Source organism: Blautia caccae (assembly GCF_040095955.1).
Classification (GTDB): Bacteria; Bacillota; Clostridia; order Lachnospirales; family Lachnospiraceae; genus Blautia; species Blautia celeris.
This window is the reverse complement of the sequence record NZ_JBBMFP010000003.1, coordinates 317,810-339,416: the sequence shown is the minus strand read 5'-3', so window position 1 is coordinate 339,416 and position 21,607 is coordinate 317,810. Positions and strand designations below refer to the sequence as shown.

The following is a 21,607-nucleotide window of genomic DNA, read 5'->3' as shown; positions in this document are numbered from 1 at the left end:
GACGTTTATAGATATATAGTCATATAAACTGTAAAAAATTTGTTTGGCCACTTGCTTGTCAAATAACCAAACAAAATTATTACTCTGCTACTACTTGCTGAATAATACCATTCACTAAAAGATTTTGTATCATATTCAATTCTTCGTCCTCTTTGAATTGTTCCAAACAGGATAAAACAGAATACAGGGATTTTATGATAACCGTATGCGGAACCAAAAATACAACCCCTAAACCTTCCAGTATCTCCAATATACGAATATCACTGTACATATGATTCTCAAAAATATCTGACGATATTTTTCTTTGCAGATAGTCCATTAAAGATAAATCAATCTGTGAAAGAATAGGCGAAGTAATCACCCCCGTTAAACTTAGCATGATAACGTCCTTTGCTAAATCTCTATGGTTCTTATACTTTTTCTTTTTAACGGTTGTTTCTATACTTGTAAATAACTCTTTTTGTAAGCGAAAATTGATTTCCACATATAGATGTTCTTTACTGGGATAAAAAGCATAGAATGAACCTTTTGATATGTTTACAGCAGCTGCTAAATCATCAACTGTTACTTTTTTTAAGCCGTGTAATGAAAACAGCTTTTCTCCCTCTATCAAAAGTTTACTGTTTATGATTTCTTTTTCTTGTTCCGTAAATCGTGGCAAACTCATAACCCCCTTATGACTAAAATGTTTTTATCGTCATGAAAAGTATAACATTTACTGATTATATAATCAATATACTATCCAAGATATTTATGCAAGGTAGCTTCCAATGCGTTTATTGTAGTGTCCGTGTCCTCATTAAAAATCATGTGACGATTAAGCTCTAAAGTAAGTAATTCCTTTTTCGGTACATGAATTAAATCAAATACTTTGTTGGTATAATCAAAGCTAAAAAGCGGATCGCCTTTGGCAGTAATTAAAATAACAGGACATTGTATAGCCCCATTCTCCAAGCACGATAAGTCAGCATTAAATAAGCTGGCGACAAATCTTAAAGGATAATAGGGTAAAAGCATAGGGTCATTTAAGCAATCTTGTTTTGCCTGTTCACTATAAAATACTCTGTCATAGTCTAAATAAGCGTCTCCTGGAACCTTATAGTTAGGCAGCAATTTTCCACCTACACGAAAGCCCAACTGTATCAGCCCCATAAAACGGTGTGACCATGCGGGATATTTTGTTAAGCTCATAGTTTCTTTTAATGTAGTCAGCATGATATTATGTGGAAAAACGGCTTTTAACCTTGTGTCCCTACCCGCCGCCATTGCAGCTAAAATCCCACCTTGACTGGAACCCATGACAGCTATGTTTTCACCAAAATTTTCTATTCCGTAAGTCGTTGCGTCATATACATTATGCAGCAAATCTTCCATTGTATAATTTTTTTTGATTTTAGGGCTTTTTCCGTGTGAAAGATAGTGAATGCCTATTATATTAAATCCTCTTTCACTCAAACCACATAGAAAATTCTCATACATGAGAGGGTGTGACATAGTACCCGGCAAAAAAACAATGGTAGGACTACTTCTTTCTGTATACCAGATAGAAAGTGTTATCGGAACATTATTTGAAGAAATACCAACTTCTTTATACATACCACATACCTCCTATATGACTGATTTGGTTTTATAGTCATATAATAACTTATTGTAAGCAGAAAGTCAATATCCATAAATATATGATTTAAGATAAAATTGTCAAGAAAGATTTAATTGCTTAAAATACAATGAAATCGCTTGTTAGTGCAGCACATTTGCTACAGAAAAGGCAGACTAAATCCGAAAATAGAGCCTGCCAACAAAATATCTTACATAATAATTTTCCAGTTGCTATCCTTATGTAGCACAAGTTCAAACTGTGATACCTGCATTGCCTTTGTCTGATTGTCTATGAATTTCACGGCAACCTTGACTTTCACATTATCCCCGTCAGCCGTAAACACGGGATTGACTAATTCAGAATAGAGGTAGTCCCTGCCGATAGGTTCAAGCACATTGCCAGCTACATAGTAGGAAAGTTCTTTTTCCGTTGCTGTCGGGTATAGCTTAAAGAATGTTTCTAAAAATGCCGTAGCGTCATTCACAGTATCAGCGTCCACGCTTGCGTCTGCTTCGTGTGCCTTTGGTTCATAATCGGATTTCTCAACCGCTGGTGCAAGTGTCGGGTTCTGAATGATTACCATATCCCCGTCAGCGTCCACATGGACTTTTACGGTATAGGTTGCTTTGACATTCGTTGTCTGTTCTCCCTCTTTTATCTGCTGATCTACTTCGTAGGTAGCGATAAAATCGTCCGTTCCAGACTGTTCTATATCCCAAATCAGCACATTTGTAACAACGGAGCTGGTCGGTATATCGGTTCTTATGGTATCAAGGTTTAAGTCCTGCAACTCCTTTGTCAGATAGTTGCTGATTGCCTGCATCCTTGCTTCGATAGCTTCCTTGCTGTTATCCCATGTATAGTAGGACTTACAGAAATTTTTCACGAAATTTTCAATCCCGTTGGTGTCATTTAGTCTTAGCTGTATTGTTTCTGTTTCATGTACCGTGTGCATATCAATAGCGGTAAAGTTCTTATACACACCAAATGATACGCTGGCAATAAGTACCACCCATAATGCAATCACAGATTTCTTATGTGTGCCTACCTTGACAGTACGCACCTTTTTTTCTTTTACTGGTTTTTCTTTCTTTTTAAACATGGTTTCCAATCCTTTCTACTGTTTTATTCTTCCAGCACCAATCAAGTGCTGTTGCCAATACGAATTATTAAGGTCGGTATATCCGATAGGATCGCCTGCATGATACATCTGATTATTTCCTACATAGATACCGACATGGGTTACATAGCTTCCTGCATTGTAGGTACTGTGGAAAAAGACCAAATCGCCAGCCTTTGCCTGCGATAGTGGGATATGCTGTGTTGCGTCATACTGCATTTGTGCGGTTCTCGGTAAAGAGATACCAGCCTTGCCATAACACCACTGGGTCAGTCCGCTACAATCAAAAGAAGTGTTTGGGTTACTGCCCCCATACACGTATTTCCAACCTTGATACTTCAACGCTTCATTCATTATCCTTTGTGCCAGTTCGCCCGATACTTGATTGACAACAAGATACTGGTTCACAAGCTCCACATAAAACATATTTCCATAGCCATAACGCCAGCCCCCGTTCTTTGCCACAGCGATAGGGTTCGTATAGATTACTTTCTGACCGCCCGACTTATCCCTTGCGAAGTTTTCCGCAAGATTGAATGTATGCTTTTTTCCATTTCCTGCCACATATCCCACATAGCCACCGCCATAGTTATAGGACTGTATCACGACATTTATATCACTGATACCTTGATTTTTGCAGGAAGAAAGCAGGGACGCAAAATATTTACACCCCTGCTTGATTGAGCTTTCTGTATCTAATGAGTTGGGCGGTAGTCCCAGACTTTCAGAACTTTGCATAACGTCCTCGGCTGTACCGCCACTTTCCACTTGTATGATTGCCAGCAACACATTGACATACTCGGAAATGCCGTTTTCTCTGGCATACTTTTCTACCATAGGCTGATGTTTCAAGACTTCGGCAGATAGGTTCATACCAACGTAATTAGAGGAATAACCGTTGCCCCCGTCGTCGTCCTCGGCACTAATCAGAACCCCAAAGAATAATACAATAGAAAAGAGGATAGGAAACAGACTGCCAATGATAGCGATATGTCTTAGTTTCATTTCTTCTTTTGTCCTTTCTTGAATAAGGTTCGTTTGTTCTTTTCGGTATTCTGCTGTGTATGCTTCTGAACGGTTGTTTTCGTAACACGGTCAGCCTTGTAATTCTGTCTTATGGTTTCTTGATTGACGGTCTTTGCTGATGAACCACCAGAAGATAGCGGACGTTCCTTGACAACATTTGTTTTGACTTCATTATTCTTAACCGTAGAAGCTGTGGCAGGGCGTTTGACTTCCTGCTGTTTTTCCACATTGACCTTAGAAGTAGTCGCTGGTCTTTCATGGGGACGGGTAGCTCCGCTTGTCGCTGATCCGTCCGTTTTCTTACCTGCCTGCCTTGCTTCTTGTGCCTTTTGAAGCTCCATACGCTTGTCAGCGATATTCTGTCTGTGTAGCTGTTGTTTCTCGAAACGTCCAGACTGGCGGTTTTCTTGTTCCTGCACCACACCACGCTTGAAGTCGGACACACTGGACTTTGCCTTTTCTTTGGCAGAATGAACCGCATAAGCGGTCTGTGTCGGCATATCTTTGATATTTTCTTTGACAGCAGTTGCCTTGTCCTTGACCTTATTCTTTGTATCAAGGACAGCTCCCACGGCTGAACCTGCTTTCTGCCCCATGCTGGAGCTTGTATTTCCACGATTGTTCTTTGTTCCATTCTGGCGTGTAGATTTTGAACCGACAACGACACCACCAGCCACCGCACCAGCGACACCACCAGCACTAACAGCTCTTGCAAGCCTATGTTCCATACGTCTAGCCCTATGTCGCATGAACAGATACGGTCTGCGGAATATTCTCCGTCCCATGCTTTGACTGTCGCCAGCGTTTAAAGAGAACATACTCATTAAATCGCCCAGCTTCATGTAGATACCTGCAAAACACACTATCTGCAAGAACGCCACCATAAAGAACGGGTAGTCCGTCGATATGTTGTAGAACATACTGGAAATACTAAAGGCTACCGTTACAATCAGCGTAATACCAGCCCTTGTCATAATGGTATTGAACACACGGACGATTGCCTGCTTTGCCATACTTTCATAGCTCGGTATCATGGAAAGTAGAAAACTGATAGGCAAAAACATTGCGAAAATGATAAAAAGTATCTGGCTAAATAACATCATGCCCGTAAGCAAGAATACAAATATGGTTATTCCTAAGTTGAAGATAAGCAGGAAGAACACCATACCTAAACGGTTCACGACCTGCGGTATCGTCAGATTGTTGTTGTCATTGTCCTCAATCTCGGTCTTGACGACATTTTCCCTTATTTCGCCGTCCTCGTCCTCTGGGCTTGCCGATACCAGAGCTTCCACACGGTCAGAACCGATTTCCTCTATATCGGAATTACCGAATTGAAGCAGTAGCCACGGCTGTTGTACTTGTATGGAAAATAGGCTGTCCCTTATTAAGTCCACGCTATCCTTGCCCTTGCTGTCGCTGTCGGGAAGCATGATTTTTGTTCCCAAGTCCAGTGAAGCGGTGCTGATGTCTGATGAAAAGTCATTTATTTTCTTGATGTAGTCAGGAGCGTAGGCAATAAAGGAAGCAGATAAAAGAAACACCACTACAAAGTTGATAACGGCGTGAAGTGCCTTGCTGGTTTCCCTTTTTATCAGTCCCGTATAGGCAACATAAATACCCACTACTAAGATAATCAGAAGTAGAAATCCCACATAAAATCCAGAAGTAGAAAAGCCGTTTTCGGTAACCCCTGCAAGGGTCTGTATGCTTTTGCCGATACTGTCTGCCATATCGTTGATAAAATCCAGCTTGTAGGCTTCCTGCACCACATACCCCGTAGCATTGCTTAAATACAAGCTGATAGTCCAGACGAAATTTGTAATGCAGTAAAGCCCATATTGCACACTTTTTCCAATCCCGTCCAGCCAGTTCCACGGAAGCCACGACCAGCTATTATCCACATAGAAATCAAGCTGATAATTCGACAGCGGATATTTTGAATAAAGGTTTTCGGTATTGACAGTGTCGTCCACAAGTCCCGTTGCGTGTACCACCGTTCCCAAGAGTGAAAGCAGGATAAGGGACAGTGCCACGACGAACAGAGCCATTTTGAGAACGTGAAGTATCTTTTTTCTTGTGAACGCACTTTTTATCCTTTCTTTCATCACTCCACCTCATTTCTCTGTATCGGCGGTCTGGTATCAAAGGCGTGCAGTAATTCTTCAAAGACTGGGTGTATCTGCACCACGCCCACACGTCCGTATAAATCTTGTAATAGGCATTGCCCGTTTTCCAAATCACGAAGTCGCTTCTGGTTGTTCTCGTCCTCTTTGTCAATGCTGAAAAATTCAAGGGTCTGCTTAATCTCGTTGATGTCGGTACTACGGAAAGCGAATTTTAAACCGATATTGTTTTTCAGACTTTCCTTTGACACGTCCCCCGAAGACTGTGTTACAAAATATACGCCTGCCTGCATGGCACGACCAGCACGAACCAGCTTGTTAGAGAGCGTTTCGCCTTGTGCCACATTTAAGAACGCCCACGCTTCGTCAAGGTCTACAATCTTGAAAATACTTCTGTCCGAATGGATAAAATCTAAGGCAAAGGTACTAATTACAATCAGCATGGAAACAGACAATAGTTCAATGGTCGTGTATTCCTCAAAGGTGGTGTCTTTATCGGGTAGCACTAAGTCAGCTACTTGAATGATATTGAGCTGGTTATCTAAACTGATTGCATTTTCCACCGTACCGTCTGAAAACAGCAGATGTGCAAAATCGTAGTCCGTGAAGCTGTCGATATGGTCGGCAATGTTGCGTGAGATAGGCGTATCTTCCTTTCTTAATTCCTCAATCACATGGAGCAATCCTCGCTGGTCGCTTTGGGTAACGGCACGCACCGCCTTTCTAAGTACGGGGAACTTCTCGCCGTCCCTCGATGAGATCCCCGTAAGGAATGCGAGAATGTCGATTGCCAGACTTTCAGCGTCTTTGACATTCTTCATAATCACGAATGGGTCAAGAAGTCCTGCGTTTTCTCTGTCGCTGGTAAGGTTTACGATATTGATTTCATGGGCGATTTCTGGCAAGGTTTCTTTCCAGTTGCCACGTTCACTTTTCGGGTCTAAGATGACCGCCTGACCGCCAAACAGCACAGAATAATAAACAAGCAGATTGTTACAGAATGATTTTCCACCGCCAAGACTTCCAACAAAGGCAGAAGCCAGAGCATTTGTAACCGTTCCTTTTACACCTTGACTGGCAAGGGACGGCTGTAAATATACATTGCGTCCCGTATCAACGGAATAGCCTATATAGATACCCGTATTTTCCCCTAACTGCTGTGTCGCTCCAAAGCCAAGTCCTGCTAAGAAGTCGGATTTTACATACTGCACATAGTCATTGATGTATCGCTTGCTGGCTGGTAAAAATTCAGAATGAAGCCCCAACATATCGCCAGCAGGACGTACCAGCTTGACGTTCAAATCGTCGTAGAAGTCCTTGACTTCATCACAGCGTCGTTTCAGTTCGTCAAGGTCGGGAGCAGATACACGGATAACATAAGAGAGCTTATACATACTTTCTTTGGACTGGTCTAAATCCATTTCCAGCTCGTCCACATTGTCTAGTGCGTCCACTACATTTGAACTGGTTTCACTGCCAGACTGATAGGCGTGATTGTCTAAATCTTTTAACTCTTTCTTTTTATTTCTTACTGTCGATAACGCTTTTCGGTTCTCCACAATTTCTACATTCATGCTGGTATCAACGGGAAAGGTAAACTGCTGTTGCTGAAAATAGAAGATTTCGCTGGACGGAAAATCAAGCTCGCCGACAATCGCATTGACGGTAAAGCAGGAAACGTAGCTTTCGCTGTCCTCATGTTCCAAGCGTAAATGTCGCTGGTTTTCTTCCACAAGGCAACGGGTCGGACGTATCAAGTCATAATGCTTTATCAGCGTTTCCTTTTTCAGTTTCTTCTTTGGTAGCGAATACTCATAATCTTCATAGGCGACACCGTCCCTGCCGTAGATGTGTTCAATCAGATAGCCGAAGTCGTTTTTATCTAAGCGTCTTACTTTGAAGCGTCGGCTGATTTTGTTTTCTAACAGCTTTTCCATTTTCATGTAACGGTTGATTTCATCATTCGGCATAGATACAAAGTCATTCATCAGCGTATGGTTCACTTCATGGATAAACTCCTTGAATGTCAGCCACGCCGATTTTTTAATGTTCTTCAAATTAAATTGTTCTTCCGTTACCATGAGCTTGAAGCCAAGAAAAAAGCGGTAGTCTACTTGATTATCCCCAATCATGCTTACTAACGCTTCGGTCTGCTCGTCTATCTTCTGATAGGCAACGTCTTTCAATCGCCCCATTACCAGCTTTTTTGACTGTTCTTGTATGCTTTGGATTGAGCTTTCCGTGGCAATCTGCAAGGCGTGTATCTTGCCCTCACGGGACTGTGCGATAAGCTGTCGGAAGCTGTCATGCACAATGAATTTCTGTTCAGCAGATAGAAAACTGTAATTGTAAGGTATCAGCTCATAGTAGGCGAATACCTCATTGTCCTTGTTCCAGACAAGGTTATTGTCGATATATTTAATCGGGAACATAGCTCACACTCCTTACTGCCGTGATAGTTTCATGTAATACCTGCTTATCCAGTTTCACGGCTTTTCCTGCATAAGTGGTCTTTGGTCGAAGCCCGTAGGTAATCATGGACTTTAGAAAACTGTAAGGCTTCTTGCCGTCAAAGGTCTTTTGCGACATGAACCATGTAAGAGCTACGGGAATACCGAAATATTTCAGAAATGCCCCCTCAATCATGGATAAGGGCGGTAAGTCCCCAAACAGAATGATGATAAACTCGGTTATCACAAACCATGTAATCTGTGTAAAGGTAACGGGAAAGGGCAGGTTAAAATCATTGATTGCATACAAGACTTTTTCCACGTTCCAGATACCCGTATAGCTTTTAATCTTTTTCATGTTTTCGTTTCAACTCCTTTCTTTATTCCTGCCGTGTTCTTCACGGCATAGTGGTATCTCTTTATGAGATTTCACATAATAGAAAAGGACAGCCGTTTTTCAGACTGTCCCCAATAGAAAAAGCTGTCAGAAGCAACAATGCTTGTCGCTGATCTTCCAGCTTCTTACCACAGTATTTCACACATACCGTAGCTTGTTTCAATAAAAGTTCCCTCAAAGGATAAATCCCTGCCGTATGCTTCATAGTCGATATAGTTCTGTAACTGTGGGGGGATTTCCCCTAACATCTGCATTTCATCTATGAAGTAATAAGCAACGTCGGTCATGGTTTCACAATCGGAATAGCAATACACGTCGTCCTTATGGTCGTACACTTCTTCCAGACTGCCGTAATGAGAGATAAACTCGTCCAGCTCGTCCGTGATGTAGTCGGGTAATTCTTCAATCATTTCAAACATTTCATTGAGTTCTTCAATCGAGATATATTCGCCAATCTCAATGGGAAAGTTTTCCGTATCATGTACGGCGTATTCTTCGTATCGTTCATTCAAGCCGATACGCTCGGCAACATCTTCTTCATCAATCGGAAAAGAGAACCAGTCGCCGACCAGATACCCCTCATTGTATTTCCCAAGATTAGCGATATATACACGCATATCCTCTACCATAGCAACACCCCATTTCTACGGCAGTTCATAGATACCGTGGTCTGTTTCTATAAATTTTCCATTATCATCAAGATACTGTCCGTAGGCATCGTAATCAAAGTAACGGGTCAGGCGTTCCTCAATGGCAGAAAAAGCAGGGTCATTGTCCAACAAATGCCTTGCCACATCAGCCATGTTTTTACACCATGAATAATGTATCACGTCATGGCGGTGCTGGTGCAGTTCGTCAAGGCTGGTAAAGTAACACATCAGTTCCCCGTAGTCCTCTTGTAAATCAAGTGGCAGACTTTCAAAGGTATGGTAAAGGTCATTCAGCTTTTCAATAGTCGTATCTTCGCCGACTTCATCAGCAAAAGACAGTTCCATTTCTGTGATACGGTAATCTTCACTGTCGATAGGAACGCCTATCTGTTCTTCCAGTTCTTCCTCGTCAATGGGAAGTGTGAACCATGCGGAACGGATTTCTTCAGAAGTGTGTAGTCGGCTTTCGATACAGACACGCATTTCATTCATAGGTTTTCACGTCCTTTCTTTCATGCTTCAGCTATGCTAGTGTAAGGGACACCAAAGACATAGCCTGCAAAATCTTCTAATTGTTTCTGCGGATAATCGGCAAGGTTCAGTTGCTTCATTTCCTGCCACACCATACGTTTATGATGTGGTAAATCTGAAATGTAGGTACAACCAATCCTTGCCTGCATATCCGAAAATATATCTTTCAAGCAATCACTCTAATCTTAAATTTGAGTATAGAAAAAGCGGTTAATCTCCAATGGAGTAACCGCTTAATTATGTTTATTCATAATCTCCAAATTTTTCCAAATCATTGTTCCAAAGAGGTGGAGCTTCTGGAAAAACTTCATCATGCGTTTTAAAATATATTTCTCGAACGACATCAATCCAATTATTTATATTTTTTATTGCGACAATGCCATCTCCATAAGGAAAAATATTTAAAAACATACTTGTAATCTGTGCTAAAGATATGGCTGAATGTTCTGCAGGTGTTGTAATTCCGTAATCACTTCTGCCAACGGGAATAATATTTTCTGTCTTCATATTACCTAAACGTGCAAATGTTCCCTGTGGTGAAGCATGAACAGTTTTATTCGCTAAGTCATATTGTTTTCTCCAGACTTTGGTATTCATATCGCAATGAGTTTGAATATCATTAAAACTTATATATCTTTTTTTAGAAGAAAACAAATCACTTGCTCGTGCCCATTCATATCTATCGTCCGTTTCGCTAGCTTCAATAAATGCTTTTGCAACATTTTCTCCATTTTCTGTTATAAATGAAGCTATTATGGAGAGTTCATACATAGAACGCCACCTAGCATATGCACCATCTGCAAATCCATTTTTCATAAGGGTAATAATTTCAAGAAATTCTTGTAAAGCTCGTCCATGGATATGTAGCATAGCCAAAAAAGTGTTATTATTTTGAATTTTTTCTTCAATACTTAAATCGTTGACATACTGGACATAGGACTCAGCAACTTCTAATGTCATAATATACATTGCTTCTGAAGCGACAAAGCCTCTATACCATTTTTGTTCTTGTCTGACTATAAATTCCTCTTCTCCTGCCCTAAAAGCCATGACCTCTTCATACATTGTTTTTTTCATATATTGAGTAGTATCATCAGCCATTTTGAAAAGCATTTCTTTAAATAAGTCACTCAAATCAATTTTTTCTAATTTTTCTATGACTTCTTTAGCTTCAGCTTCCGTTTCCGCTTCTTCAATTCTATTTTTTACAGTTTTCATAAACGTATCTTTTAGGAAAATTGAAGCATTATCTTTTGCCATATTTTTAACCCACCCTTCCAATATCTTATATGTAAATTATAACATTGTTAAAGCTGGTTAGCACTATTTATTATGCTCCGATAATCTTATTGAACAGCTCTAAGAGTACATCTTTGACACCGCCTGCATTGAATACCAATCCAACAGCAACTAAGGCAACCACCAAGAAGCCGATAAGTTTTGAAAACTCACGTTTAAACCCTAAGTAAATACCAATAACCACAATCGCCATAAGCACTAAGCTCTGGGCGTTGCTTAAAAACCATGTATATAAATTTTGCCCGAAATTCATTTATTTTTCCTCGCTTTCCTTTAATTCAATAATGTGTCGGTCAGCTTCCTTTCCGACACTCATAATACACATCAGAACCACGCCGATACCCATGCCAAGTGATACCAGCAGTAAGTCCTTAATCAATTCCCATATCATCATCAATCACTCCTTTTCTTGTTTTATCAGTTCATCCACCGAAGCCGTCTGTTGCTTCACGATCTGCTTGTGCTTGTCCGTCAGTTTTGCCTGCTGTTCAATAGTTTTGAGATAGTCGGTCTGATTGCCTGCGTCTATCTGTTTCAGCATTTTCAAAGTCGGGGCAACCTGCCTTTGTAGCCAGTTCAGCGTTCTTTGCAGAGTATAAGGCTCTGGCTTTGTCGTCAGCTTCACGGGCGGTCGCCCCTCACCAATGAACCAAGACCAGCGTGCATTTGTTTTCCAGTCACTTTTTCGTTTGCCTACTTCCTTATCGGCAAAGCGGATATACTGGTTGATAATAGAAAATGCCGTCAGCTCTGCGTCGTAGTGGGTCAGCAGTTCTCTCACGGCATAGTAGGCACGTTCATTTTTCAGACGTATCTCAAATCGGTTTTTAATGGGGACTTCCTCAATCGGTATTCCCAATTTTGAGGATTGTTCATAATTCTTTTCATAGACACAGAAGTAGACTTCACTGGTAAATGAACCAATATAAAGCGTGTGTCCCATGCCGTCCTTGTTGACTTCGTTGTGCTTTACCAGCTCCCCAGAACCATAGTTCTTGAAAGAACGAAATTTAGAAATACATTCCTCGTTCTTGCATTTCTCTATCAGTTCTGGAATATCCAGTAAGCCCGTTCTGTCGTTGATAGCTAGGTCGATACGCTTCATCACACCGCCATTAACTAATGCGTCCATGAGGAAGTCATACCAGCTTCGCTCCTGTGCCAGCAGGTAGCTTTCAAACTGGCGACAGCCTTTGCCTTTCAGTTCCAGCAGGACACCTTTTTCCTTGTCTTGTGAAGTATAAACGAACACGTCCCCGATATAGTAATGCTCGGTGTACTTGTAATGCCCGAAATCTTCGTGAAGCATATAGTCTACATTCAGCTTTAGAATGTCCTTGATAACGTGCTGTATATCCAGTGTGGGAAATCGGATACGCACATAATCAAAGAGCAGGAACATGGGAGCTTCGGGATTGAATTTTTCCACAGCTTCCAGTAGTTTGTGCTTCATGTCCTCGGTCAGTGCTACCTTGCCAGCTTCGATACGGCTTAGATGTTCACGGCTGATACCAGCCATGATTGCAAGCCTTGTCTGCGATACGCCATAATCATTGCGTTTTGCTTTCAAGGCGTTGAGAAAATCAGTATCATTCAGTTGTCATACCCCCAATCGTGATATTTTTGTGATTTTGTGATAATTTCAAGCGATTATCACAAATGGCTGAAAATAGAGAAAACCCTAATAACTAGCGGACTTTCAAAGGTTTTTGAACCAGTTTCCAGCGTAATTGTGCCCCTCTGTTAGATAATGAGGGGCTTGTATCTGCTGGCGTGGCTACCGCCACACCAGCAACGGCTAGTCCGTGCCGTCGCCTTTCGCTTCGCACGTCGCCGTCCCGTCCTGCCTTGCATATGTAAGAGAACCTATGTTCTGCAAAAAATCATATCCTTTCGGGACTAAAGGCGTGTAAAATTCACTTATGACGCTTGTTCCCACATCGCAATAGCCACGCCCTTTGATACGCTTCTGGAAAAACTGTTTTTTCACATCAGAACCAAACAGCATACCGTAACCTAATTCGCTGATACGTCCCAACCCTACACGGAAATTGAAATTATCTCTGATACCGTCCGAGAAATATTTTGCGTCTGGACGCTGGCAGGCAACAATCAGAAAATAGCCTGCTTGTCGTCCTAACATAACGATTTTCTTTAACTGGCTAAGTAAACTTACGCTTTCCTTTGTCCCCAGCATTTCAAAAAACGCCACATATTCATCAAAGATAAGAAAACAGGGGGGCAGTCCCAGATAGGCGTAGTTTTCGCCCGTCTTATAGTTCGGGTGTTGCTTCATTTCTTCGCTTCTTTGTACCATGCCCTCATAAAAGGCATTGACGCAATCAATCATTTCTTCTTTGGTGTGATATACATTTCCCATAACTGTACCTAAGTCTGCAAGGTCAGCGTTCTTCGGGTCTAAGATGTAAAGAATAGCGTTCGTATGTAGCAGAGCTTCAATAAGCGTCAGCAGAAAATACGTTTTACCGCCACCAGTTCCACCAGCAATCAGAGCGTGAGGAAGTGCGTCATATTCCCATACAAGATTTTTCATCAGTCTAAGACAGCCGTTTTCTGCTTTCACTTCGTCAATGGTAATGCGGTTCGCTATCATATCATAAAGCAGTGTATATTCGATATAGCCGTCATGTAAGGTCTTGTCGGTCAGTTCACAATACAAGCCACTTTCCAATTTATCCTCTAATCGTAAGAGCTGGTCTTGATATTTCCCCAGCGTAATTTCACAGCGGATATGAAGCAATCCTTTTTCCATTTGATAGTAAATCTTTGGAAACCAGACGATTTTTTCCCTTGATCTGCTTTGCAGGTCAGTAAAAAAACCGCCGTCTTGTACAGTATCGGCTTCATACCACTTGTTTTCCAGTATCATTCTTGCCAGCTTTTGACGGTGCAGTAGCTTCTTGAAACTGTCATGGCAGAAGCGGTAATACCAAAAAGCGACCAATGCACAAACACCAGTCGCTATCAGTATGGTTATGAAGTTGTAAGGGGAAAGCGTCAAGCCGTTCTCTAACAAGCTGATATGCTCCCAATCAGTACGCATGAGCTGTTTCATATTCAGTAGCAGAAGAACTACCACGAATACAAACAGAAGCGTCCCTATGGAAAAATGGTAGACAAGGTGCTTGTCGCTGGCTCTGATACGGTGTCCTTTATTCAAAATCATTCGCATAAATCAATCACTCCAATCTTAAATTTAAGTATGAAAAAAGCAGTCAATCTTAAAAGACTAACCGCTTTGTGTGTATGAATATGAAGTTGTTACATTGTAGGGTATGTTCATTATACGTGCTTTGTTGTTTTAACTCTTGATTGTGCAATTTCTTCAAATAGCTGTTTTTCGTTTAGGTCTTTAAAAACTCTTTTGGGAATTAACGTATATAATCGTGGTGCTTGAATTAAGTAATAAAAATCATGGCTTTCCCATAGTGCAGAGTAGATGTCCCACTTCACTTCTGAGTCAATGCTTTGTGTTTTAAATTTAATGTTTTCCTTAGAAAATACCAGCGTATATTCCTCATGATATTTTGCAGTTTGTTTGAATTTCAGTATAGGCATTAGGATATATAAATAGCTTCCCAATGCAGTTACAACAATTATCAATCCAAATATTAAAATACTAAATACGCTAAAAGAGGAGAACAGCATATAAATGACTGACAGCAACAAAAATACAGCGACTAAAGCAATATCATATTTATGTATAGTTTTACTAGAAATTAAATATTGCCTTTCTGCTTTTATATATTCACTTTGAGTATATTGAAATCTTAACTCTACTGTTTCCAAAGTTATACCTCCGTTCGTTATATAAATAATCTTTGTTACAATTTCAAATTTGAAAATCACTTTTTTTTGATAAGTTTCAGTTTTATATTTCTCCTTTCAGCAATCTTCCGAAACACCTCTACCACATACAAGCATTGTGCCTTAAATGGTAGTAAGGACAATTCGTCATTGGATTGTATTTGTTTCATTGCTTCTTGCAATTCTGAAAGATCTAATAAATTAACTGCCACACAAAAGAAAGTCTTTCTACGCCCGTCATTATAGTTAGAAAGTAAGTAAGAAAGAATTTGTGTTTTTTCCTGCTGTTCAAGATTATATTGCTCAATGCCTATGTTTTTTGCTCTTTCTAAATCTGCTTTTCGCCGTTTATGCGTGATGAAAGAATCATAATCATCAATGTGTTGATATTTTTCGCATGGATATTGTCTGCATTCATAGCAATATTCAATCTTTCCATGTTCAAGACTACATTTCGCAATTCTGCATGATTGATTACCATTGCCACAACCGCCACAGTAATTTCCCAAAAGCATAGGGCATAATCCGCAATTCAATCCGCAAAGAGAAAATAATTGGTTTTTACGTTCAAATCCTTTCATAGTACCAGTCTCCTAACTTCAAATTTATCTTTGGATTTATTGACTTTTACAAACTGGAAGTTATCGCTCTGACATATATTTCTGTATTTCGTTAGAAGTCAATTTTCGTATTTGTGTATTTGCATATTCTTTATATTCTTCAACAGCAAAAATAGGCTTTGTATCTTTACAGGTTTTACCTTTATTCTTTTTTAGGTATAACTGTAAGTCCTCATTATTTGCAAAAATTTTGTAGGAACGTCTCCCATTTTCACTTACTATTTCATAAATACCACATGATTTTTTCATACTGTAATCAGCAGTACGCAAATACATTTTTGCAATTTCTAGTGACTTGAAAGGAAAATTCCATCTTTGCAGACCACGCTTAGGGTCATGTTCAATACAGATGCACCGTCCACAAGTCCCACAGATATACTGTGTATGATTTTGTAAACATTCTATCGGATTTAACAACGGTGTAATTCTATTTTCATCAATATAGCATTCAATGCACATTATGGTCTCATCTCCTTACAAATTATATTTTTTATCTTCTATAGTCATATAAACTGGGATTTGCTTACTTCTTTTTCTTCGGTTTTGGTGCTGGTAGTTCTTCATACATAGCATGAAACAAGCCTGTCAAAAATTCCTTATTATCAACTTCTTCTACCAACAACATTTCTTTTGCTCCCTCATAGGGTAACTCATGCAGAGCTGTTGACATATAACTAATTGCTGATTTTACTGGTTTGACAAGCAATCTATCATCATAGATACCGCCGACAATCTTACCACGATAATAGATAATAAATTCTCCCATCATAGCACGATATGTAATTTCTTCTAATTCGGATAACTGCCCTAAAATAAACTCCAAATATTCTTTGCTTGATGCCATACTTCCACCTCAAATTCCTATTTATATACTAAATTGAAGTATAAAATCATCATTTCCTGTTGGGCTTTCTTTTTATTCCCAATAATTTAACAAAATCATTAAATAAGATTGTATCTGTTGGCTCAAACATCAACCATTTTCCGTCATGATAGGTTTTTGTTTCATCATAAATTTTTTGCACTTCTTTTGAATAACTATTTCTATCTGTATCAAATTTTAATCGTTCATCTTTCCCTAAGATAATCATAAATCCTACACAGTTTTCCCTTGCGTACAATGCACAAAGCGTTTTTCCGCCACGACGATATTTATACTCATAAGTCCACGCTTTACCACCTTTGTTCCATAAACATTCCATGTCATACTTTTCATCAATTAAGGCACACAGTTTATTCCATATATCATATAATGATTGCCCGACTAAAGCAGTCATTTCTTCTGCATTAGGTATTTTATCCAGCATACTCATTTCTCCTTTATAACTTCTAATTTATCTTTGTATTTATTGACTTCTACAAACAAGAATTTATCTCACGCAGGCATTTATAAATTTCATAGGCACGTCCATGCGTTCTGCAACTTGTTCTGGTGTCATTCCGCTATTTAAGAAACGCTTGCATACTATTTTCATGTTTTCTCCAACTTCGATAATATGTTTATCTGGGTCATAAAAGCGGACTACACGTTGTCCCCATGAATGTTCTATAATAGGGTGGACATATTCAATATCATATTCTTTCAGCCTATCAGCAAATCTATCAAAATCATCTTCTTCAAAATAGACTTCAAAATTGTTACCACCAAAAGAAATATTACTTGTACCGATAAACTCTTTGTATGTTTCACTTGTCTGTAAGGCTAAGCCACCTGTTAAAGTTTTATTTGCTCCAAAATCCATAATTACACGAAGTCCAAAAACTTTTTTATAAAACTCAACTGATTTATCTATATCAGTCACTACCAACATAGGATTTTTAAATTTCATTTTCGTTACCTCCGCAAATTCATATTATCCTGTTTTCCATATCAATATTATAACAGTCACTTATATCTGCTACAATGAAAATCTAGTTTGCTAGTTTATTTTTTTGATTGTCCCTGTAGTGTATGGTTCTGTGGATTTCCTACTGGCTGGTTGCCTTTGTTCTTCAAAATAATATCGTCAGCCTTGATATACCAGTCCACGTCAGCCCCTCTAAAGTTGGCATTTGCTACTGTATCGGCTACGGGATTGATAAGTTCCACTTCGGCATTATACGGATAGTCCTTGACTGCCACATCAGCAGGAATAGACACTTGTATCATGCGTTCCTGCACACTGCATTTTAAATCATAAGTTCTGCGTTTGATTTCTTCACTTGTCGTTCCGTCCTCATTTTCCATACGCACCTCATGTCTAAGGGCAGAGAACTTCAATACACCAAATGTCTTTTCTTTGTCTAATACAATTCCATTTGCTAATCTCATAATGAATACCCCCTTATTTACTTTCCACTGGCAACATATCATCAGCCAGTAAGATATAGTTTGTAAAGCCACGCCCACGGATATTGTAGCCCTCTGCGGTAATGCGTGGGTTAATCAGTTTGATTTTCTGCTCTGGCTTGAAATGTTTCTCGCCAGCTTTGGCAGGAATGGTTACGATAATATCATCAGCTCGTTGTACGTCGGAATACAAGTTGTAGCTTCTGGTTACGGGAACATAGCGACCATTCACACGCTGTTGTTCAATCTTGCTTTCGCCTGCAAATTCCAAATTGCCGAATGTCTTTTCCATGTTCGGCACAACATATTTTAATTCCATAATGTTTTACCTCATTTCTTTCTTTGAATTTTTGTTTAGTAATAGAGATTTTGGGGAGCTACACTCCCCAAGCCCCTAGTGGACTGTTTTTTCTCATCATTCCATAAATGGATTGATGAAAAAAGAACAGTTTCAATGTTAGGTTTCCAGTCTGCCATAGGTAATGGCGGAGAGCGTGATTTTTCTTTTCTCATACAGTTACCGTCCTATGATTTTTTCATGCGACGGCGTTTGTAGAAGTATGTACCTGCAAGACCGCCAGCAGAAGCAAGCAACATCACGATAAATGCCATAAGGTTTGTACTGTCGCCCGTTTTGGGACTGTCCGTTTTAGTTGGTGTATCGGGTGTTGTTGGTGTTTCTGGTTTCTCTGGTTCTTCGGGAACTTCTGGTACTTCCTTGATTGTTACCGTCTGCCCCTCGTCCTCAATATCCTTATGCTCCGTAACCTTTTTCGGTTCGTCTGGATTGCTGAAATCATACAATTCTTCAAAGGTTACAAGCTGTTTTCCGCCAAGCTCGGAAGCGTCGAATGTAAAGGTAATCTGTACTTGCATGTTTTCACTGTCAGCGGTAAAGGTATAGTCATTCTCTACACGCTTGCCGTCAATGATAAGTTCGGCGTTTTCGTCCTTAATCATCTGCCAGCCTACAAGCTGATACGTTGTGCCGACTTCCAAACCCTCTAAAGTAACCGTATCAACAATCGTTACGTCTTTGCCTGCTTCGATTTCTTTCTTGCCGTCCTCAAAAGTAGCTGTGGTATGTATCTTGATGATACGCTCGGTAATCAATACCGTTTGCCCGTCGTCCTCAATATCCTTGTGTTCTGCCACCTTGATAGGCTCGTCCTTATCGGAAAGGTCGTACAATTCTTCAAAGGTTACAAGGTTCTTGCCACCTAGAGCAGAAGCGTTGAATGTATAGGCAATTTCGACTTTCATTGTTTCATCATCAGCAATAAAGGTATAGTCGTTCTCTACACGTTTGCCGTCAATGATAAGTTCGGCGTTTTCGTCCTTAATCATCTGCCAGCCTTTCAACTGATACTTTGTTCCTTTCACAAGCCCGTCTAATTTGACGGTATCAATGATTGTTACCTCTTTGCCAGCAATGATTGACTTTTTGCCGTCCTTGCTGGTCGCTGTGGTATGGATTGAGATTTCTTTTTCGTATTCATCAGTCAATGTGCCTAAATCAACGGTTACTTTGTTTCTGGAAATCACAATCTCAAAAGGTGGGATAAGTTCAAAGCCCTTGTTGCTGTCAGAACGTAATTCTTCAATAATGTAAGTGTCATATAATAACGCTCCTTTGCTGTCGTCTGGTTCAGAAGTTCCAAACCATACGCCGTCCTCACTGGTCTTGCCCTCGTTGGTGTTGTTCTTGTGGGAAGCCCAGTCAGAAGAAGTAGAGAACTGCCCGTTATCGTCCGTTACGACAATATGGCTTTCTCCCGTCGTCTTGCTTGTGATCCTAAAAAGAACATCAGCAAGACGCTTGTGCGTACCTGCTCCAATCTTCACGCCCTCTAAATCGCCACGCTTAATTTGATTGTAGACAGAATGGGCTTCGTTGGTTAAATCCACAATTTTTCCATTCTCTGTAATGGTAAACTCAATCGCTTTTGCACCGTCCGTCAAGTAGCCCTCTGGTGCTTCGCTTTCTTCGATACGATATTTCCCATGTGGTAATAAATCAGCAGAAGTAGAAGCCACGCCCTCAATGTCCGTATGAATGGTCTTTACGACTTCATTTTTCTTGTATAATTTTCCCTCAACCAATACGGCACTGTCATTTAGGGAAATAATTTCAAAGGCAGTATCTTTCAAGGTAGCTCCGCCTTGTGCTTTGGTGTCTTTCGTTTCTAAATCACGTTTCTGGATTTTGACACCGCCACGGATAACCTTGTCTGATACAGAAAATTGATTGCTTCCAGTCAGTATGGCAAGGTCGCCGTCCTCGCTAATCTGTGTTAAATACATTCCTTTGATTTGTTCTTCACTGCCGTTTGCCTGCATATATGCACCATCTAACAAATAGCCGTCTGGTGCTTTGACTTCCTCTACGGTTAATGTACCTAATGGAAGTACGGCGTTGCCGTCCTGCATATAGAAGCTGTCGCCAGCGACTTTGTAAGCGTCGGCTAAACGGGTAACGTAATGGATTGTACCGTCGCTGTCTTTTTCAGCGATTGTCTTTGTCGTCCATGTACGAGTTGGTTCAGCAGGAAGATTATCTTTGTTGTAGTAGCCAGCGTAATACTTCCATGTGAACTCCGCACCCTCTAAGGTAGCGTCGCCCTGCGGATTGCTTTTCTGTGTTTCCATATCAATTTTGAAAAGCTCAATCAAGGTATCGGTTACTTTTGGCGTGTCAGCTACTTTCAAAGTCGCTGTTTTTCCTGCTTCAACCTTTAGAGAATACACAGTATTATCAATCTTGTAGCCAGTCGGTGCGGATAATTCCTTGATATAGACTATGCCAGCCTTGACTTCTACGGTTTCGGTATTGCCGTTGTTATCTGTCGTAAGGGTGGCAAGCTGGTTTGTGCAGTCCTTATCAGAAAAGACACCATACGTCGCACCAGCGATACTGTAATTTCCGTTACCGTCTGTAATGCTGGTGTTGGTGGAACTCTTTTGTAGTGTAGCGTTACCTACATTAAGGTTCGCCCAGAACTGTCCCAATTCCTGCCCCTCGCCAGAGTAGATATAACCGCCACATTCATAGCGTCCTTTATTTGCTTTGACAAAGGTTTTCGCTCCTACGAATACTTCGTCCTGCGTTGCCTTTGGAATTTCATTATAGGAAGCTCGCACGTTATCACACTGCCAGCCAAGATGTACGCTCAATCTCTGCCAGACAACCAACTGTCTTAAAAGGTAGGCGTGATTACTGCTCAAACCGCCGTGGCTGTCCGTGTATTGCTTGACGTATTCAATGGATAAGGCAACGTCGGCTATCTGGTCAGCACTCATGCGTGTGCTTGCGTCAGCTCTGGTCTTATATCCATTTCTAAAGTCCGTGTTAATGTCAATACAATAAGCGTCCTCACCCTCAACGGTCAAATGTCCCTCGTTAAAGGTTGAACCGATAGAACCGTCATTCATTACTTTTTCAACGATACCGACACGCTCATCAGATTGTGTCCAGTATTGCTTGCTTTCGGCATGAACAATGGTACTCGGCAAGGCGGTAACGATAGTCGCAAAGGCTAAGAAGCCCGTACATAATCGCTTGAATATCTTTTTCATAATTCTTAATGCTCCTTTCATTTTGGGTAAAAAAATAGACGCTCTTTTCTGAACG

At 40.4% G+C, this 21,607-nt stretch carries 25 protein-coding genes; all 25 read right to left on the bottom strand.

Annotated elements, in window-relative coordinates:
- Nucleotides 1-79: 79 nt before the first annotated feature.
- The 25 genes from WMO65_RS05040 to WMO65_RS04920 all read right to left on the bottom strand — a co-directional run bounded on the left by WMO65_RS05040 (nucleotide 80) and on the right by WMO65_RS04920 (nucleotide 21,552).
- Nucleotides 80-661, bottom strand: a complete 582-nt coding sequence (locus tag WMO65_RS05040; RefSeq protein WP_044822822.1) for a TetR/AcrR family transcriptional regulator — start codon at nucleotides 659-661, stop codon at nucleotides 80-82.
- A gap of 77 nt (nucleotides 662-738) precedes the next feature.
- Nucleotides 739-1,596: an alpha/beta hydrolase gene (locus tag WMO65_RS05035; protein ID WP_021408161.1), complete on the bottom strand. Its 858-nt coding sequence runs from the start codon at nucleotides 1,594-1,596 to the stop codon at nucleotides 739-741.
- A gap of 212 nt (nucleotides 1,597-1,808) precedes the next feature.
- Complete coding sequence (locus tag WMO65_RS05030) at nucleotides 1,809-2,702, bottom strand: conjugal transfer protein (protein WP_044822758.1); 894 nt, start codon at nucleotides 2,700-2,702, stop codon at nucleotides 1,809-1,811.
- 15 nt (nucleotides 2,703-2,717) lie between these two features.
- Nucleotides 2,718-3,725 carry a C40 family peptidase gene (locus WMO65_RS05025; RefSeq protein WP_044822759.1) on the bottom strand — a complete coding sequence of 336 codons (1,008 nt, stop codon included), beginning with the start codon at nucleotides 3,723-3,725 and terminating at the stop codon, nucleotides 2,718-2,720.
- Nucleotides 3,722-5,854 carry a CD3337/EF1877 family mobilome membrane protein gene (locus WMO65_RS05020; protein ID WP_044822760.1) on the bottom strand — a complete coding sequence of 711 codons (2,133 nt, stop codon included), beginning with the start codon at nucleotides 5,852-5,854 and terminating at the stop codon, nucleotides 3,722-3,724. Before WMO65_RS05020 ends, WMO65_RS05025 begins: the two co-directional genes overlap by 4 nt.
- Nucleotides 5,854-8,304, bottom strand: a complete 2,451-nt coding sequence (gene tcpF / locus WMO65_RS05015; RefSeq protein WP_044822761.1) for a conjugal transfer ATPase TcpF — start codon at nucleotides 8,302-8,304, stop codon at nucleotides 5,854-5,856. The genes WMO65_RS05020 and tcpF overlap by 1 nt, the downstream gene beginning before the upstream one ends.
- On the bottom strand, nucleotides 8,291-8,680 hold the full coding sequence (locus WMO65_RS05010; RefSeq protein ID WP_044822762.1) for a conjugal transfer protein: 390 nt from the start codon (nucleotides 8,678-8,680) through the stop codon (nucleotides 8,291-8,293). Before WMO65_RS05010 ends, tcpF begins: the two co-directional genes overlap by 14 nt.
- Before the next feature lie 164 nt (nucleotides 8,681-8,844).
- On the bottom strand, nucleotides 8,845-9,348 hold the full coding sequence (locus WMO65_RS05005; RefSeq protein ID WP_044822763.1) for an antirestriction protein ArdA: 504 nt from the start codon (nucleotides 9,346-9,348) through the stop codon (nucleotides 8,845-8,847).
- Between the two features lie 15 nt (nucleotides 9,349-9,363).
- On the bottom strand, nucleotides 9,364-9,861 hold the full coding sequence (locus tag WMO65_RS05000; RefSeq protein WP_044822764.1) for an antirestriction protein ArdA: 498 nt from the start codon (nucleotides 9,859-9,861) through the stop codon (nucleotides 9,364-9,366).
- Nucleotides 9,862-9,881: 20 nt separating this feature from the next.
- A complete protein-coding gene (locus WMO65_RS04995; RefSeq protein ID WP_044822765.1) occupies nucleotides 9,882-10,070 on the bottom strand; it encodes a hypothetical protein in 189 nt (62 codons plus the stop codon).
- A gap of 73 nt (nucleotides 10,071-10,143) precedes the next feature.
- The gene (locus WMO65_RS04990) at nucleotides 10,144-11,160 is read right to left on the bottom strand and encodes a DUF5677 domain-containing protein (protein ID WP_044822766.1); all 1,017 of its coding nucleotides are present in this window, start codon (nucleotides 11,158-11,160) and stop codon (nucleotides 10,144-10,146) included.
- A 70-nt stretch (nucleotides 11,161-11,230) separates the two neighbouring features.
- Nucleotides 11,231-11,452, bottom strand: coding sequence for a hypothetical protein (locus WMO65_RS04985; protein ID WP_006354966.1), 222 nt, complete (start codon nucleotides 11,450-11,452; stop codon nucleotides 11,231-11,233).
- Nucleotides 11,453-11,593 carry a DUF3789 domain-containing protein gene (locus WMO65_RS04980; RefSeq protein ID WP_431769650.1) on the bottom strand — a complete coding sequence of 47 codons (141 nt, stop codon included), beginning with the start codon at nucleotides 11,591-11,593 and terminating at the stop codon, nucleotides 11,453-11,455. It abuts the gene before it with no gap.
- A gap of 3 nt (nucleotides 11,594-11,596) precedes the next feature.
- Nucleotides 11,597-12,796, bottom strand: coding sequence for a MobT family relaxase (gene mobT, locus WMO65_RS04975; RefSeq protein WP_080291451.1), 1,200 nt, complete (start codon nucleotides 12,794-12,796; stop codon nucleotides 11,597-11,599).
- A 201-nt stretch (nucleotides 12,797-12,997) separates the two neighbouring features.
- On the bottom strand, nucleotides 12,998-14,392 hold the full coding sequence (locus WMO65_RS04970) for an FtsK/SpoIIIE domain-containing protein (RefSeq protein ID WP_044822768.1): 1,395 nt from the start codon (nucleotides 14,390-14,392) through the stop codon (nucleotides 12,998-13,000).
- A 110-nt stretch (nucleotides 14,393-14,502) separates the two neighbouring features.
- On the bottom strand, nucleotides 14,503-15,009 hold the full coding sequence (locus tag WMO65_RS04965; protein WP_044822824.1) for a YcxB family protein: 507 nt from the start codon (nucleotides 15,007-15,009) through the stop codon (nucleotides 14,503-14,505).
- Nucleotides 15,010-15,065: 56 nt separating this feature from the next.
- Entirely contained in the window at nucleotides 15,066-15,608 is a 543-nt protein-coding gene (locus WMO65_RS04960) for a DUF3795 domain-containing protein (protein ID WP_044822769.1), read from the bottom strand.
- Between the two features lie 60 nt (nucleotides 15,609-15,668).
- On the bottom strand, nucleotides 15,669-16,106 hold the full coding sequence (locus tag WMO65_RS04955; RefSeq protein WP_044822770.1) for a hypothetical protein: 438 nt from the start codon (nucleotides 16,104-16,106) through the stop codon (nucleotides 15,669-15,671).
- Between the two features lie 64 nt (nucleotides 16,107-16,170).
- Nucleotides 16,171-16,491 carry a TfoX/Sxy family protein gene (locus tag WMO65_RS04950; RefSeq protein ID WP_044822771.1) on the bottom strand — a complete coding sequence of 107 codons (321 nt, stop codon included), beginning with the start codon at nucleotides 16,489-16,491 and terminating at the stop codon, nucleotides 16,171-16,173.
- 49 nt (nucleotides 16,492-16,540) lie between these two features.
- On the bottom strand, nucleotides 16,541-16,954 hold the full coding sequence (locus WMO65_RS04945) for a DUF3788 domain-containing protein (protein ID WP_044822772.1): 414 nt from the start codon (nucleotides 16,952-16,954) through the stop codon (nucleotides 16,541-16,543).
- A 63-nt stretch (nucleotides 16,955-17,017) separates the two neighbouring features.
- Nucleotides 17,018-17,476 (bottom strand): VOC family protein, encoded by a 459-nt coding sequence (locus tag WMO65_RS04940; protein WP_044822773.1) that lies wholly within the window; start codon nucleotides 17,474-17,476, stop codon nucleotides 17,018-17,020.
- Between the two features lie 95 nt (nucleotides 17,477-17,571).
- Entirely contained in the window at nucleotides 17,572-17,958 is a 387-nt protein-coding gene (locus tag WMO65_RS04935) for a YdcP family protein (protein ID WP_044822774.1), read from the bottom strand.
- A gap of 13 nt (nucleotides 17,959-17,971) precedes the next feature.
- Nucleotides 17,972-18,295 carry a YdcP family protein gene (locus WMO65_RS04930; protein ID WP_044822775.1) on the bottom strand — a complete coding sequence of 108 codons (324 nt, stop codon included), beginning with the start codon at nucleotides 18,293-18,295 and terminating at the stop codon, nucleotides 17,972-17,974.
- Nucleotides 18,296-18,330: 35 nt separating this feature from the next.
- Complete coding sequence (locus tag WMO65_RS04925; RefSeq protein WP_154640530.1) at nucleotides 18,331-18,489, bottom strand: hypothetical protein; 159 nt, start codon at nucleotides 18,487-18,489, stop codon at nucleotides 18,331-18,333.
- A 12-nt stretch (nucleotides 18,490-18,501) separates the two neighbouring features.
- Complete coding sequence (locus tag WMO65_RS04920; RefSeq protein ID WP_044822776.1) at nucleotides 18,502-21,552, bottom strand: SrtB-anchored collagen-binding adhesin; 3,051 nt, start codon at nucleotides 21,550-21,552, stop codon at nucleotides 18,502-18,504.
- Nucleotides 21,553-21,607 lie beyond the last annotated feature (55 nt).